Source organism: Mesorhizobium sp. M0621 (assembly GCF_040320745.1).
Lineage (GTDB): Bacteria > Pseudomonadota > Alphaproteobacteria > Rhizobiales > Rhizobiaceae > Mesorhizobium.
In genome coordinates, this window is the sequence record NZ_JAMYQF010000068.1 from 15116 (window position 1) to 30410 (window position 15295).

9 protein-coding genes and 3 pseudogenes are annotated in these 15295 nt (G+C 58.6%); 7 read left to right on the forward strand and 5 right to left on the reverse strand.

The genetic code is table 11. From position 1 onward, the window contains the following. Positions 1-131 precede the first annotated feature (131 nt). The 3 genes from NKI38_RS29690 (at position 132) to NKI38_RS29700 (ending at position 5061) form a co-directional block, all read left to right on the forward strand. Positions 132-1436, forward strand: coding sequence for a lysine N(6)-hydroxylase/L-ornithine N(5)-oxygenase family protein (locus NKI38_RS29690; protein WP_352663962.1), 1305 nt, complete (start codon positions 132-134; stop codon positions 1434-1436). 506 nt (positions 1437-1942) lie between these two features. Further along, positions 1943-2722, forward strand: coding sequence for a phytanoyl-CoA dioxygenase family protein (locus NKI38_RS29695; protein ID WP_352642389.1), 780 nt, complete (start codon positions 1943-1945; stop codon positions 2720-2722). A 335-nt stretch (positions 2723-3057) separates the two neighbouring features. Then, positions 3058-5061 (forward strand): class I tRNA ligase family protein, encoded by a 2004-nt coding sequence (locus NKI38_RS29700; RefSeq protein ID WP_352663964.1) that lies wholly within the window; start codon positions 3058-3060, stop codon positions 5059-5061. Positions 5062-5877: 816 nt separating this feature from the next. Here NKI38_RS29700 and NKI38_RS29705 read toward each other — a convergent pair. The 3 genes and pseudogenes from NKI38_RS29705 to NKI38_RS29715 all read right to left on the reverse strand — a co-directional run bounded on the left by NKI38_RS29705 (position 5878) and on the right by NKI38_RS29715 (position 9146). Further along, positions 5878-7326 (reverse strand): annotated as a pseudogene (locus NKI38_RS29705) (NAD-dependent succinate-semialdehyde dehydrogenase). A gap of 204 nt (positions 7327-7530) precedes the next feature. Next, positions 7531-8183: pseudogene (locus tag NKI38_RS29710) on the reverse strand (M16 family metallopeptidase); the annotation flags it as partial. Between the two features lie 708 nt (positions 8184-8891). After that, on the reverse strand, positions 8892-9146 hold the full coding sequence (locus NKI38_RS29715; protein ID WP_352663966.1) for a hypothetical protein: 255 nt from the start codon (positions 9144-9146) through the stop codon (positions 8892-8894). Positions 9147-9490: 344 nt separating this feature from the next. Here NKI38_RS29715 and NKI38_RS29720 point away from each other — a divergent pair, with 344 nt between their 5' ends. Then, entirely contained in the window at positions 9491-9703 is a 213-nt protein-coding gene (locus NKI38_RS29720; protein ID WP_023679670.1) for a cold-shock protein, read from the forward strand. A 206-nt stretch (positions 9704-9909) separates the two neighbouring features. On the opposite strand, the gene NKI38_RS29725 is transcribed toward NKI38_RS29720, so the two are convergent. Then, positions 9910-10380: a Ros/MucR family transcriptional regulator gene (locus tag NKI38_RS29725; protein WP_352663968.1), complete on the reverse strand. Its 471-nt coding sequence runs from the start codon at positions 10378-10380 to the stop codon at positions 9910-9912. Between the two features lie 445 nt (positions 10381-10825). On the opposite strand from NKI38_RS29725, the pseudogene NKI38_RS33600 reads away from it, so the two are divergent. Then, a pseudogene (locus NKI38_RS33600) lies at positions 10826-11451 on the forward strand (transposase); the annotation flags it as partial. Between the two features lie 82 nt (positions 11452-11533). Next, positions 11534-12538: a glycosyltransferase family 10 domain-containing protein gene (locus tag NKI38_RS29740; RefSeq protein WP_352663972.1), complete on the forward strand. Its 1005-nt coding sequence runs from the start codon at positions 11534-11536 to the stop codon at positions 12536-12538. Between the two features lie 115 nt (positions 12539-12653). On the opposite strand, the gene NKI38_RS29745 is transcribed toward NKI38_RS29740, so the two are convergent. Further along, the gene (locus NKI38_RS29745; protein WP_352663974.1) at positions 12654-13007 is read right to left on the reverse strand and encodes a hypothetical protein; all 354 of its coding nucleotides are present in this window, start codon (positions 13005-13007) and stop codon (positions 12654-12656) included. A 966-nt stretch (positions 13008-13973) separates the two neighbouring features. Between NKI38_RS29745 and NKI38_RS29750 the strand changes: the two genes are divergently transcribed. Then, complete coding sequence (locus NKI38_RS29750; RefSeq protein WP_352663976.1) at positions 13974-15029, forward strand: cytochrome-c peroxidase; 1056 nt, start codon at positions 13974-13976, stop codon at positions 15027-15029. The last annotated feature ends 266 nt before the right edge of the window (positions 15030-15295 follow it).

Below are 15295 nucleotides of genomic sequence, written 5' to 3' on the forward strand. Positions count from 1 at the left end.
AGCGCGCAGGACAAATTCTCGCAAGCCCGGTCGGGACTGGGGCTCGAAGTCCGTGAGCGGAGGCTAATGGCTATGGCCGATATTCGCCGCGAACAAGCCGCCTAGTGGGAAGACGCTATAGGAGGAAGCAGGTGGAGTCATCTTGCGTTGGGATCGGTGCTGGCCCGTCCAATTTGAGCCTTGCGTGTCAGATACACGAGCAAGTTGGGAAAGGGGCAGTGTTCCTGGATCGGCAGGTCGACTTCCGCTGGCATCCAGGCATCGCATTCGATTCCTCGGAGCTGCAGGTCAGCCACTTCAAGGACCTGGTCACTCTAGTGAATCCGCGATCAGCCTACACTTTCGTAAACTTCCTGCACGAGAACGGGCGTCTGTATCACTTCCTGAACGCACAGTTCGAAGCCGTGCTCAGAGTGGAGTTCGAACAATACCTGAACTGGGTCTTCCACAGGAACCCACTTGTGCGCGGCGGCGAGACAGTGCGCGAAATCCGCTTTGACGGCGAGTTTCAGGTGCGGACGGATAAGGCGGTTCTCGGCGCCAGAAACGTTGTGGTCGGCATTGGCAAGCAGGCGCAAATTCCGCCTCAATTTCAGGGCTGGATCGGACGCAACCTGTTCCACTCATCTGTTTTACTGCACATCCACCCTGAGGTGCGGAGAAAGCATGTCTGCGTTGTCGGCGGAGGCCAGTCGGGAGCCGAGGTGATGTTGCACCTTGTCGGCCTGCCGAACGAACGGCGGCCTGCCTCGATCACTTGGGTCTCGCAGCGCGAAAACTATCTGCCTCTGGACAACAGCCCGTTCACAAACGAGTTGTTCATGCCCTGCTTTTCGGATCGCTTCGCGGCGATGAGCGAGTCGCAGCGTAAGCTGCTCCTGCGGCGTTTCGTGCTTGCTTCGGACGGCATTTCGGAAAGCACGTTGCGCGCGATCTATCAGGCGCTGTACCGCCATGCATTTTTCGAGCCATACCGATGCGACATCACACTGCGGCCGGGCTGCACCGTCTCGCACTGCATCAACGCCGGACCGGGTCACAGGCTGACCCTGCAGCATGGCATGGACGAGGTCGGAGAAGTCACGGCTGACATCGTCATCCTGGCCACCGGTTACGAGAACGCGGTCCCAAGCTTGTTGGAACCGATCATGGGCCGCTTGGAGCAGATCGACAATGAATTAGCTATTCGCGAGGATTTTTCGGTGAGCTGGGACGGACCGTGTGACAGACGCATCTTCGTACAAAATGCGAGCCTCGGGCAGCGCGGCCTGGCCGATCCGAACCTAAGCTTGCTGGCCTGGCGCGCGCGTCGCATCCTCGATAGCCTACTTGGGCGCGCGCCATGCGCGAACCCCGAGTATCCTGGCTTCATCACTCATACCTCGATCGAGAGCTGGCCCGACCACGCAGCCGAAGAAATGGGCAGTGGAATATGACTCGTATGCTTTTGATCATCGGCGGTGGCATCCTAGGAATGATGCCCGCCTGCGCTGCGGCGAACCCCGGAGGCTTCTCCGATATCATCGTGACCGACCAAGCCCTTCGACCAAGCGGCGCATCGCATCACTCTGGGGGCGTGCATTCCCCCTACGGTTGCCAAGGCCGTACCAAGTCGCTCACTCGAAAGACCGGCGTGGTCTTGGCGGCCATGGCTGGGTCGGCAGGTAGCGGATGGTGCCGGCCTTTGGCGATGCGTGTCGTGGTTGAACGGGGTGAAGTGATTGATCCGGCCCAGTTTGCGGAACCCCTAGACCCGGCTGAGCCTGACATAGGCAGTCTCGCGCCGAGCTTCTGCGGACAATATCCGCCGGAGCGGAACGCACTTAGCATCGCCTCCCTCATCACGTGAGTCCGTCTCTGTGGACCCGCAACTTGATCAGCGCCCGACCGCCCTAATTGGCATGTCCAACCAAACCAGTGTTTCCAACAGGAGGCTTTTCGCATGTTGACTGATGCACAAAGAGAAAAGTGGCAGAAGGACGGATACGTCAGGCTCGAAAGATTCTTCGATCCAGCGGCTCAGGAAGATATCTCTACCTTTGTCGAAGATATGTCACGCTGGGCCGTCAGCGATGATAAATGGCTCATGTGGTTCGAGAAGACAACGGACAATCGAAAGATCACCTCCAAGATGGAGAATTTTCTCGACTTCCATGATCCATTGCGTCGTTTGCTCTTAGAAGATCAGCGCATAAAGTCAGCGGTCGAGGAGTTGCTTGGCGAAGATTCGCGCAGGCTCAAGGAGTTGCTGATTTTCCACTACCCCGACAGCGGCGGCTATCTCCCGCATCAGGACATTTATCACATTCCACACAAACTCCCGGATCGGATGGTCCATGCGGTGGTTGCCATAGGCATCGACGACTCCGACGAGGAAAACGGCGGGCTTTTCTTCAGCCCCGGCAACCACAAGAAGGGGGTGTTTCCCATGGATGCCGGTGGGGTGATCGACCCTCAAGTTGCCGAAAAGTTCTCCTGGGAACCCGTAGTATGGAAGTCTGGCGACATCTTCATCTTCGACGATTACGCACCGCACTACTCACGACCGAACAAAAGCAATCGTTCTCGGCGGACACTCTACTTGGTGTTCCAGCGTGCTTCAACCGGCGGGCCGACCCGCGCTGAATATAACGTGCTTAAGCGCGCCCTTAACCCGCCCGAGGGCAAAGTGGCCGATCTCGACAATCTCAAGCCCCCAAATGGCATCTTCTATCGCGATTGAGCTCACGCAGCCAGGCGGAGGCATGCACACGAAACTGATCGACCGCTCAAAATGCGCGGACGGTATGGACGTCTGATTTGCGGGCTCGCGGAGCATCGACCGCAGCCCGTTACGACGCTTTGGCACGTGGATTGCGGAGGTGGTCGCGGGCGGTCTTCTGTGCGCCTACAGCCCGACTAGTGCCCCCCTTGGTTGCCCGCTTGCCGGTCCAGAGCTGCACTATCCTGGCCGGGCCGCCAACGGGTCGGGCTGCCGTTTCTCTCCACGAATTGCACGGGAGGCTGTTGCGTTGGCAGCCGAAGGTCCCACTGCTTCAACAGCTTAGGTTGGTTGTCATGCGCAAATACACGTTTTCTCGAACGGAACTGTCGCGGGCGTTTGGTATCGACACGGCCACGCTTGGAACGGGCAGCGCTCGCACGGGGTTTTCATTCGGAAAGGTTGGACCCGGGGTCACATCCGAGCCCCATCGGCACGACGAAATCGAGGCGTTCGTGATCCTGTCAGGATCGGGCAATGTCACCACCGACCGGGGGGAAATCTCGGTCGAGGCCGGCGACGTCGTTCTGTTCCACCCTTTTGAAGCGCATGTGCTGCGCAATGACGGAAACAAAGACCTAGATTTCGTCGCTGTCTACTGGCGAGACGGCGAGGCCGCCCTTGATGCCGCTGCAAAGACCACGGCTCCACGCGGCCCAATCTTCGTCTTCTCCACGCCGCCAACGCCAAATGGCGATCTGCATCTGGGGCATCTTTCTGGCCCCTATTTCGGCGCTGACGTCTATACTCGTTTCCTGCGCATGAAAGGAGTCGAGGCCTATCACCTGACCGGAAGCGACGATTACCAGAGCTACGTCGCGACACGCGCCGCTACCGATCAATGGACGCCTGCAAACGTGGCGCGCTACTACTCCGACGAGATTCGCGCCACGCTTGCACTTTTCGATTGTGACGTCCACAGCTTCCAAGCCACAATGGGCGATGACGGTTACCGCGAATTTCAAGCCGCGTGTTTCCGGAGTCTTCTGAGCAGCGCGGCGGTAGATTTGCGCCAGAGCCCTGCGCTTTTTGATGCTGTGACAGGCCACTATCTTTACGAGCCGGATGTTGGCGGCCTCTGCCCCGATTGCGGCGGCTCCGCCGCTGGCAACATCTGCGAGGAATGCGGTGCCCCAAACCTTTGCCACGACTTAGGTGCAGCGCGGTCACGGAAGTCTGCCGAGGCGCCGGTGGTCGGCTCCCTCCGCCGTCCGGAACTTGCCATGGACCAATCCTACGACAATATCGACCGGCATCTAAGGGCGTCGGGCGTCCCGCTACGGATCTTGGATCTCTTCGCGCGCCTGCGCCAACGCGGCGACTTCTCAGTGCCCATTACCCACCCCTCGGACTGGGGCTTGCCGGCCGAGGGGTTCCCGGGGCAAGTGATCTGGGTGTGGCCGGAGATGGCATTCGGTTTTCTCTACAACATCCAGGCGCTCGGCCGCTCGATGGGTCGCGACTGGAAGGCGAAGATGCCCGGCAACGACTGGCAGATTGTCCATTTCTTCGGCTTCGACAATTCGTTCTACCACGCGCTACTCTACCCCGCTCTTTACGCCGAGGTCTTCTCCCACTGGACGCCACGCATCCGCTATCACGTCAACGAGTTCTACCTGCTCAACGGCAAGAAATTCTCAACCAGCTGCCGCCATGCGGTCTGGGGCAAGGAGGTTCTGAGCCCAAAGACAGTCGACGTCGTGCGCCTTCATTTGGGCCTGACACGCCCGGAAGGTGAGCGGACGGATTTCACGCTGGACGCACTGCGCCGCACCGAGAACGAGGTGTTCCAAAGCATCTGGCTGAACTGGCTTGAGGCGTTGAACCAGGAAATCAAGCACGATTTTGCCGGCCGTGTACCCGATGCCGGCGACTGGAGCCCGGTCGACCGCGCCTTCTTTGCTCGCATAGAGATCTATCGCGCTGCGATGGAGCGCGCCTATTCGGACGAAGGCTTCTCGGTTCGGCGCGCGGCCACTCAGGTCTGCGAATTCGTGCAAGATTGCGTGATCTACCGCGGGGCGCGAGACTTTGCGGCGGCGCGACGTTTCTATCCTGCCCGCAATCGGACTTCGCTAGCCCTTCAGACGACGGCCGCTGCGATCCTGGCACCGACACTCGCTCCGCTGATGCCCCGCTTCGCCAAAACGCTGGCGCGAGGCATCGATGGCGCCTCAACCGAAACATGGCCCCGGTCCGTCCAGCGCCTTGCGCCCGGGACGCGCTTTGATCTCGGACCCGTGTTGGTGTTCTACGCCAAATCCGGCAATCCTCATCTCGATGACGAGGAAACACTATGAGCCGAAAGGTGCACCAGTGAGCTGTCCCCATCTCGACCAGATCTGCGCGGCAATCAAAGCCGACGACGCCAAATATCTTGACTCGCTGTCACTGGCGAGGGAAGCCGCTCTGAAACGGTAGAGACTAGATTAGCGGACCTGAACCAACGCGTCGTCAAACAACCCTGGCCCGCGCCTTCGAGGACCGCTCGGCCGATCGCTTCCCAGCCCTTGCTGTTCGTGCCGAAAATGCCGTGTGGGCTCGACTGGGCTGACCAACCTCTTCGGCATCGGGATTTCCGTCCTCCAGCCGGTCAAGGCTGTAATGCGGTTCGACCCGCTTGGTCAAGCTGGCGCGCCCTGGACCGTGCGCCGATCACCAATGTGGATGCGAATGCCGCGTGATGGTACCTTCGATTCTGTCCGAGCGTGTACCGGCGCGGCAGTCAGCCGAAGAACAGCTGAGCTACTGAATGGAATGTAGCAGGTCCAAATTCTGCCCCTGAAGCCGGATATTGCCCAATCAGCGTTGACGATGGCTTGGTGCACAAGCTTCCAACCAGACCCGCGCAACGACAGCCCGTCGCCTGAGGGTAGTCGGCGAGGGCCACCAAATCGCAAGCGTATCCTCCGTCGCATGCGCGCCGTCTTCGCCGAAAATGCAGACGCTTGTCTCGTCGAGAGATACATCCAGCTATTTTAGGGCGCTCCTCAGGATTCGGTGCTTGCTCGGGTGCGGACCGCCCCTCAGTTCCCAATCGAGGAGCGATTCTACAATTCACATGTTTGGAGATCGCTCGCTAGGTAACCCGTCTGTGAACCCTGCAAGCCGATGCTTCAGATGCCGCCCATGCAGAGGTATTTCATTTCGAGGTAGTCCTCGAGGCCATGGCGGGATCCCTCACGACCGATGCCGGACTGTTTTATCCCACCGAACGGCGCCGTTTCCGAAGACATCCGGCCGGTATTTACCCCGACCATTCCATATTCCAAGGCCTCGGCGACACGCCAGACACGCTTCAGGTTCGACGCATAAAAATAGGCCGCGAGGCCGTAGATCGTTTCATTGGCATCACGGACGACCTGATCCGCATCTTTGAAGCGAATAATCGGTGCGAGCGGCCCGAATGTCTCTTCTCGCGCGACGGTCATCTCGCTGGTGACACCGGTCAGGACCGTTGGTTGGAAAAGCGTGCCATTCGTGCCGAGGCGTTTGCCCCCGCATCGAATTGTGCCCCTTTAGTTGCGGCATCGGCAATATGGGATTCAATCTTGGCCAAAGCCTGCTTGTCGATGAGGGGTCCGATGTCCACTCCGGGCGCGAAACCGTCACCAACTTGAAGTTGGCGAGCCCGTTCCACGAATTTCTCGACGAACTCATCGTGAACGCGCGACTGGACGTCAAGGCGGTTCGCTGAAACGCAGGTCTGGCCGGCATTGCGGTACTTCGCCTGGATCGCACCGTCAACTGCGGCATCGATATCCGCATCATCGAACACGATGAAAGGTGCATTGCCGCCGAGCTCTAGGCTGACTTTTTTGATCTGGTCCGAGCACTGGCGCATGAGTAGGCGCCCGATCTCCGTAGACCCGGTGAAGCTGATCTTGCGGACCTTGGGATTTGTGCAAAGTTCGCGGCCGACCGCGTCACCTTCGGATGCATAGATCAGGTTGACGACGCCTTCGGGAAAGCCTGCCTGATGGGCGAGGATTGCTCCAGCCACGAGCGGGTCTGTTCAGCGGGCTTGAGGACGATCGTGCAGCCCGCTGCCAAGGCTGGCGAGATTTTGCGCGCCACCATCGAGGCTGGGAAATTCCATGGCGTTATCGTGCCGACGACCCCGATGGGCTGCTTGATCAGCAACATTCGGCGGTCCGTCGATGGTGCGGAGATCGTCTCGCCATAGACGCGATTTGCCTCCTCGGCGTACATTGCAGATACGCCGCAGCATGTGATAGCTCCGATTTGGCCTCTGCAAGCGGCTTGCCCATCTCCGCGGTGAGAATTGCAGCGAGATCGTCGGCGTGGTCGATGATCAACTGATACCATCGCCATAGAACGTCGCTGCGCTCACGGGCGGTAAACCCTGCCCATCCAGGCTGCGCGACATAGGCCTTGTCGATCGCAGCGCATGTCTCTTCGACACCCATGTCGGGTAGTTCTGCCAGCACTTCGCCGGTCGACGGGTTGAGAACCTCGAATGTCCGCTCGCTAATCCGCGTGCCAAGTGTCGGCAGGCGATCAATGGGTCGAAACAGGTCAGGGGATCTCAGGTGACGGGTCATCGGCAGGCACAGGGGCAATACCGGATTCCTCCTCAACGCAGCAGGGGTATATGGCAAGTGCGGTGTCTATTCCGGATGCCCAGTTCCTTATAGGGCCTCGGCCAGACAGCTAGCAGACCACGGTACCCAAGTGGAAAGGAGAATACCCTGAAATCGCTAGAGGATGCCTCGCGATTCTACTAGTCGGGCTCGGCCGGTCAGGTTGCGCGGGGGCAGGACCGGCCCGCGCGCAACCTTGCCATAGGTCTTCGCGGCCAGCGCCTTCACCGTCTCAGGCTCTGCGCCGCCGGCCACCACCAGCACGGCGTTGTTCGGTCGGCAGTATTTGTTGTAGACGTGAATGCGTCGGTGCCGTTCAGCTTGTCCATCTCCTGCATCCAGCCGTTGACCGGAATGGGTAGGGCTGATCGGCCGCAACTTCGCGTTGACCTCCTCGTCCAGCAGACCTGCGGGTTCGTCTCTCTGCGCCAACGGCGCTCCTCCAGGATCACGTTTCGCTCGGTCTTGATATCGTCGTTGAGGATGAGGTTGAACATGCGATCGGCCTCGAAGCCAATCATGTCGCCCAAAGCTAGTCATAGCGGTGGGAGCATTATTGTAGCCGCCGCTGACTGAGACGGCTCGGTCGAACTCGCTGCCGGCGCGGTTGGTGGTCGCCTTGAAGATCAGACGCTCAAGGAAATGGGCAAGTCCGGATTTGCCGGGTGGCTCGTCGGCGCTGCTGACCTTGTACCAGACCATGTGAGTGACGACTGGCGCGCGGTGATCGCGGATGTCGACCCTTCCATGCCATAGTCAAGCAGGAAATCCGCGATCTTGCCGCCGTCGGTGGCGGCCTGAGCCGGAGCGGTCGTCATGAGGGCCAGGGCGGTGGCAGTGAACGCCTTGCGCAGCCAGGGGGGAGCGATCGATGGCTCCGGTTAGAAAGGCAAGGTTCGAGGCTAAGTGATTTGTTCCTCATTTTGATGGGCGCGTTGCGTCTTCGCCTCCCCGTGGGGAGGATCGGCGGGCAGCGCCGAGCCAGACCAACATGCGGCCAGGCCTCACTCGAGCCTCATCTTCGGATGGACCCAGGAGACCTGCGGCGGTCTTCTTGGCGAGGTCGTCATTGGAGGGATTTTCCTTGTCCGCGACGTCTTGCGACGACCAAGCATGCACCGTGCCAGATCAGAAAACCATTCGAGGCATGTGGACAAGTCGGGTCTGACATGTTGCGCATCCGACATTATGGGCCATCGAACAGGGCTGAAGGCGACGCGAGCACGGCTGAGAGTATCTTCTTCCTTCGGAAGACGATGAGGCGCGCTGCCGGGGACGGGTACATGATGCGCTTCGAAGGCCGCTGCACTGACGGACACAATTGAGATGTTGTCGCTCCAGCGCTCGCCGTGGGGGCATGCAGGCACATTTGTCGCTGCAGGACAGCAGCACGGAAGCTGTCCGCGCTTGCCGTCGTCCCTGGGCACCAAACAGCAGAATTTAGCGGTCGCGATTGATTTCATGTGCGTAAAATACCGCCTGGTGCGCTCGGCTGCAAATGCATGCCTGGCGGAGTGGTCGCTTAGTCAAGGGCATCGGGTGAGTAACAGCCTGACCTTGCTCAATCTGATGCGCGCTAGCCGCCTCGCCGGATTGTGGAACTGCTCGCGGGTAGCTTCTACCACAAACAGCAGGGTCATGAAATCAAGTAGGAACTCGTCAATCGCTTGGGAGATTGTTTCTGACTTGCCCTTGAACTGGTCCAGCAAAACGCGCGCGCTATCGATCGCTTCCACGCTGGTGGCATCAATCAACCGCTCGACCCTCTTGAAACAATCCAAATCGAAACTCCTTCATGCGCTTGCCAAGCCGTTATGCACGAAGGCAGTTCCGTGAACTACCGGCCTTTGACCTGCGGCACGAGCAGCGGTCGGCCTTACGTCCCGCGCCTCCAAACACGAGCCATCGACGTGGCGCTGAGGAGCGTTGGAAGAAATTGAGCGCTTCCGGCCACGCTCGAGCGGTAGTGTAGGACAGTGCTTGCTGGCGGCTACGCCCACAATGGAGTGCGCCAGCTGATCGGGGCTTAACAATTTTTCGCTTTTTGCTGCGCCCAACTCTCGGCTATGACTCGGACAGGCCTAATGGCCTGCCCACGTTGCATTGTAAAAGAAGGAACAAGTATATGCCGACTGGAACGGTAAAGTGGTTCAACAGCACCAAGGGGTTTGGATTTATCCAGCCCGACAATGGCGGTCCGGATGTTTTCGTCCACATTTCCGCTGTCGAACGCGCGGGCCTCTCGACCCTCGCTGACGGCCAGAAGATCAACTATGAGATCGAGCAGGATCGCCGCACTGGCAAGTCCTCCGCTGGCAGCCTCAGCAAAGCTGGTTGAAATTTTCTCCTGCGTCCTGGCAAGGGTAGGCACGTAGGTCCTCACGGCCGCTCGATGGGAGCGAGCAAAAACTGAGGACAGCAGATTGCTGCGGCGTCGCGAATTCCTCATGAAACAAAGTTGTTTGAAAGGAAGGCGGGGTTGGCCCCGCCTTTTTATATGACGCGCAGATTAAGCCGCTCCAGAACGAATCTCGATTGCCGAAATCAAGCCGCGACCTTCTTGCGGGTTCGCTTCGTCGGCGCAGGCTCCGGCGCTTCCGGCGCCTTCGGTTTGCGGCCGAGCCCCATCGTCTTGGCCAATGACGAGCGCGCCGCGGCGTAGTTCGGCGCGACCATGGGATAATCCGCGGGCAGGCCCCATTTGGCCCGATATCCATCCGGCGTCAGCCCATAGTGGGTCGACAGATGGCGCTTTAGCGATTTGAATTTCTTCCCGTCCTCAAGGGAGACGATGTAGTCCGGTGTCACCGATTTCCTGATCGGGACTGCAGGCGTAAGGGCAACCGGCTCTTCTGCAGAGACACCTCCGGCCGTCGCTCTCAGAGCCGCATGCACTTGGCCGATGAGGGCAGGGAGATCCCCCACCGGGATCGGATTGTTGGAGACATAGGCCGACACGACATCGGCGGCAAGCTCAATGAGGGCGTCGACGTTTTTTTCGGCTTCTTCTGTCATGAAACTCTCCAGGCGGTGAAACATAGTCAGCGAAGCGTCGCTTCATAGGGCCGGTTGCCGCCGAAAGCAACAATGCTCGACAGCGTTATTGCCAATGCTCGTCCAGAAGCGACATCGATGCGCCATATTTCCCGTCGTGACCGCTGAGCCACTCGTTGTTGGCGACCCTGCCGAGGTGCGTGGCGCGTCCCGGCTGTAACTTTGCGCCGAAGTTGCTAGTAGTCGAGGCTAAGCGCGCTATTTTTGTATCGCTTTACTTGTTTGGACTGTGAAATCGAGGGATCGTGATCACTTGCTGGTGGCATCAGGGACGATGGACGTTCATTGGCCATGGCCAAATGTAAGTTCATCGCCCGGTGAGCCGCTCTTCCAAGGGGCTGGGAACCGCCGCTGGTAACCAAGGACATCAATGTATTTCGAGGCGTTTCTTAGCCGGTCCTCGAGAGACGGCAATCGCTGCGGACGACACCTGTTCCACGATATCGAACAGCGCGGCGACACAGGCAGCTTCTCGAATCTGGAGCGGCTTCTCGCAAGCTGGCGCCGCGCCGAGAGGCCGGGCAAGGACAGTGCGTCTCCTGCTTCAATCATACGCGTCAATCAGCCAGCGACGCTGTCCCATACGGAATCCCGCGACCGGCCGTGTGATCTCGCCGGTAGTCGCCCCGGCCCTCTGCACGAAGCCTCGGGATGTGCTGACGATCAACCAGGCCACAAAGGTCGACGTCCTGAAGCAGGGATCACATGAGTTTGCCACTATGCGCAGGCTTGCCATGCGTTTCCGCGGCATTTTGCGGGCCTGTGAATTGGCCGAGCTCGACACTTCGATCGACGTGGCGTCAACTCCGGGTTCGTCGCCACCACGCGTTCCGGTCTGGTCCTACGCCGTGACGCTGACGCCGTTCGCGATGCCATTGAACTACCGTGGAGCAACGGCCAGGCGGAAGGGCTGATCAACCGCCTGAAGACGATCAAACGTACCATGTAGGCAGAGCGGGCTGCGAACTCCTTAGGGCACGCATGCTGCCACTCAGCCGGCCTGATAACCGCACAAAGCGAGGAAGAACCTAGTCAAGTGCAAAGCGACAATTGCCTCGACAGCGGGTCCCGGAAGGTTTATGTTGGCCAATGTTACCGCAATCCGGAATGGCGATTGAGTACCTTCACGAGTGAAGGGAGTGAAACTTCTTTGTCGGCCAAATTGTTGACGGAACGCCCGGCGCCCATTGTTGCTACATGTCTAGATTCTTGGGGCGTTTTGGATGATGCAATCCACCATCTCACTCCAAAGGGCAGTGGAATCTGGAACAATGTCGCTTTTGTTCGCACGACATCCTTCGTGCCCGATTGGCATATCGTCTTTAACTCTGCTTCTCTTTTTGGGCTCCCTGTTGATATCGAGGCGAGCCCAAACAGGACAATTTTTGCAATCGGCGAACCGCCGACGAAAGCTCATCGCGCGTTTCATGAAGGGCAGGGGAAAAATACTATCGTCCTGACGTGTGACGCAGAGCTGGCTGCTCGGCAGAATGCAGCGCGCCGATTCGTTTTGTCTCCACCTATCACTCGGTCTTGGTCTGTAAACAAGACATATGACCAACTTCTGGTCAGCGAAGTCGTGGATAAGCCGCTTCGGCTCTCATGGATTACCAGTGACATCGCCCTGCTTAAAGGACATCGATATCGGCTGGCGTTTCTGGAACGGCTGAGAAAGGAGCTCGATTTTGACCTGTTCGGCCGAGGTTTTCGGCTGATTGGAGATAAATGGAACGCACTCGCACCTTACCGTTACAGTATAGCGTTCGAGAATTCTCGTGCTGATTACTATTTTACAGAGAAGCTTATGGACTGCTTCGTTGCTGAAACAATGCCGATCTATTACGGCAGCCCGGCAATCACGAGGTTCTTCCCGTCGGACTCTATGGTTCTGATTGACCCAGAGGACAAGAACGTAATCCCAAAAATTCAAGAAATCATCGACTCGGACCTCTGGAAGGAACGTCGCGGCGCAATAAGAGAGGCGAAGCGGTTGGTCCTCGAGAAATACAATACGTTTGCTTATCTCGCGGGCTTCATCGAAAGCGTTCAGGATAAACCTTTACCGCCGGAAATTATACACATCGATTCGCCTGAGGTCGATTTTGGAATAGACGAATGAAGTACTCCAACGCTCGCTTCGCGTGCCCGGCGGTCGGTGGTCTGGCGAGATCGGTACGGAACGCTCGGCGGAGAATGCCTGCTGCGCAGACGGGCCGGCACGGGCGCACCGCTGATCAGACGAACTGCGGAAGGCCAGGAACGGAATTGAGGACCTCGTCCACGAGTTCGTCGCCGGCATGTTCCTTGGCGCAGGCGATCGTCTCGTTGGCGAGGCCGGCGATATTTGCCATGCTGAGACCCTCACTCATTAATTGCTGGCCGAGCCCCATAAGGCCGCCACCCTCTGGGTCGTCGCCATGATATTTCGCTACTAATTCCGAAGCTCCCGGAATGGCCTCGATCATGCGCGCAACGGGACCGTCGGCCGCGTGGCTTTGCAGGAAACCCAGCATTAACCCAACGCCCTTCTCTGCGAGAGCCGGGCCAATGCCGGCACCAGTGGCGATGCGCGGTAAGAATTCTTCCATGCAGGGTCTCTCTCTCTCTCTCTCTCTTTAATGAGGTTTACACGGGGCCCGTCCGGCGCCCAGCGCCCTTGGCCGAACCACAATTGAACTCCACAAAAATAGGCCGGCGGAAGTGCTATTGCGCGTAAAACCGCCTCTGTCAACGCAAGCTGCGTCGGATGTGCGTGTTTCGCAAACCGAAGATCATTCCAATTCACTTCATTACGCATTGGCAACCGCACAGTTTGGGGTGGCTCGCTTATGGGCCACTGCCCCGCGTCCGTCATATGACGACGACAACGTGGTCATCGCCTAGGATCTGTGGATCGAGGTGTGAGGCAGTTACAGCCGGTGGACCTGCTCAAGCGCCGCGCCGGCACAAGGGCTAGATTGGCGATACTGCGCGTATTGGCCATGTCTTTCCTCGCGTGATGGGATGTTCGTAGAAGCGGAACTATATGCCGGTGTGACGATCGACAAGGCGGACCGGCTATTCCGATAGGACATCCATACTGTCGCATAGACCGTCGCTGCTTAGGTATTGAAACTGCCATCGCTGGTGACATCACAATGTGCAGTCGGCGGGTGTCGATAAGGTCGATTCACGCAATCAGCCGGTCAGGAGGAACGAATGAACCCTGAGGTTTCAGAAGCTCACTTTTCGCAAGGCGTGCAGCGCACATCGTGCAAGAGATTGCCAGTCTTGCGGGTGCTCTCGACTTTCTCAACCATGGCGGGAAGATCGCAGTGACCGAATCTACGAAGCCGCCGCCAGGGCGTGCTTTGATGCATACAAACGGTTGTCGAGCAGGGATACTCCTCCTCCCTGAAGTCCAATCGAGAAGAGCGATCACTTCCAAGAGGGTCCCAGCTCAGCCGCGAAAACAGGTGCCAGACCCCGATCCTCTCCCTCAACTGATCTAGCTCAGGGCGTTCATGAGCCGCAGATCGCATAGTGGCTGCGTGCACGACGCAGGAAGACCATTTATGAAAATCCTATTCAGAACGATGGCTGTCACCTTGCTGGCACCCACCGCCTTTGCTGCGGATTCGATCCCCACCGACCTCAGAGATACGGCATTGGCCACCTTCAGGGCTTTGCCATCCACCACGCCGACAGTCGCCAACAACCCGAACACCCCGGAAAAGATCGCTCTCGGCAAGGCACTGTTCTTCGATCCACGCGTCTCGGCGTCAGGCGTCTTGTCGTGCAACTCGTGCCACAACCTGGCCACGGGCGGCGACGACAATCACGAAACCTCGATCGGCCATGGTTGGCAGAAGGGACAGCGCAACGCGCCGACTGTACTGAACGCTGTCTTCAACATCGCTCAGTTCTGGGATGGTCGTGCCGCAGACCTGAAGGCTCAGGCGAAGGGACCGGTCCAAGCTGGCATCGAAATGGCCAATACACCGGACCAAGTCATCGCCACGCTCAAGTCCATGCCGCAATATGTCGAGTGGTTCGATGCAGCTTTTCCGGCTGAAGCCGATCGGGTCACCTTCGACAACTTCGCCAAGGCGATCGAAGCCTTCGAGGCGACACTGGTCACACCGGCCCCGTTCGACAGCTTCCTGAATGGTGATGAGCTTGCCATGACTTCCGAACAGAAACAGGGCCTGGCGCTTTTCATGGACAAAGGCTGCTCGTCCTGCCATGCCGGCATCAACGTTGGTGGGCAAGCCTATTTCCCCTTTGGCCTCGTGGAACAGCCCAGCGCCGAGGTCCTGCCGGACAAAGACAAGGGCCGATTCGCGGTCACCAATGCAGCCGATGACTACTATGTTTTCCGCGTGGCGCCGCTGCGCAACGTTGCACTCACCGCGCCATACTTTCATTCGGGCAAGGTTTGGGATCTGAAACAGGCCGTCGCTATTATGGGGACCACCCAGCTTGGCGTAGTACTGGCGGACGAAGAAGTTGATCTGCTTGTTGCCTTCCTCAACTCGCTGACCGGAGAGGCACCCGAGGTCACCTATCCCATCTTACCCTCCGAAACGGCGACAACGCCCCGGCCTGTAACGCAGATCTCAGGAAAATAAGGGCCAACTGGCTGCGGACGTCGCAATCGAAAATGATTGCGGCTTTTACTTGGGCCACACGAATTGCCACGTCCATCTCCGAATTGGCGGGACACGCTAGAGCGGGATGAATTTAGGTTGGGCATAGCCTGCCTCTGTGAAGTAATTTCGGCATTCGGTTGACGTGACGGTGCCGAGGATTTGGCCGATGGCGTCACAGACGGTTTCGACTGTTCGCTTGGCAGCCTTGCGCAGCCAGTGCTTGAGCTTGGCGAAGAGCTTCTCGA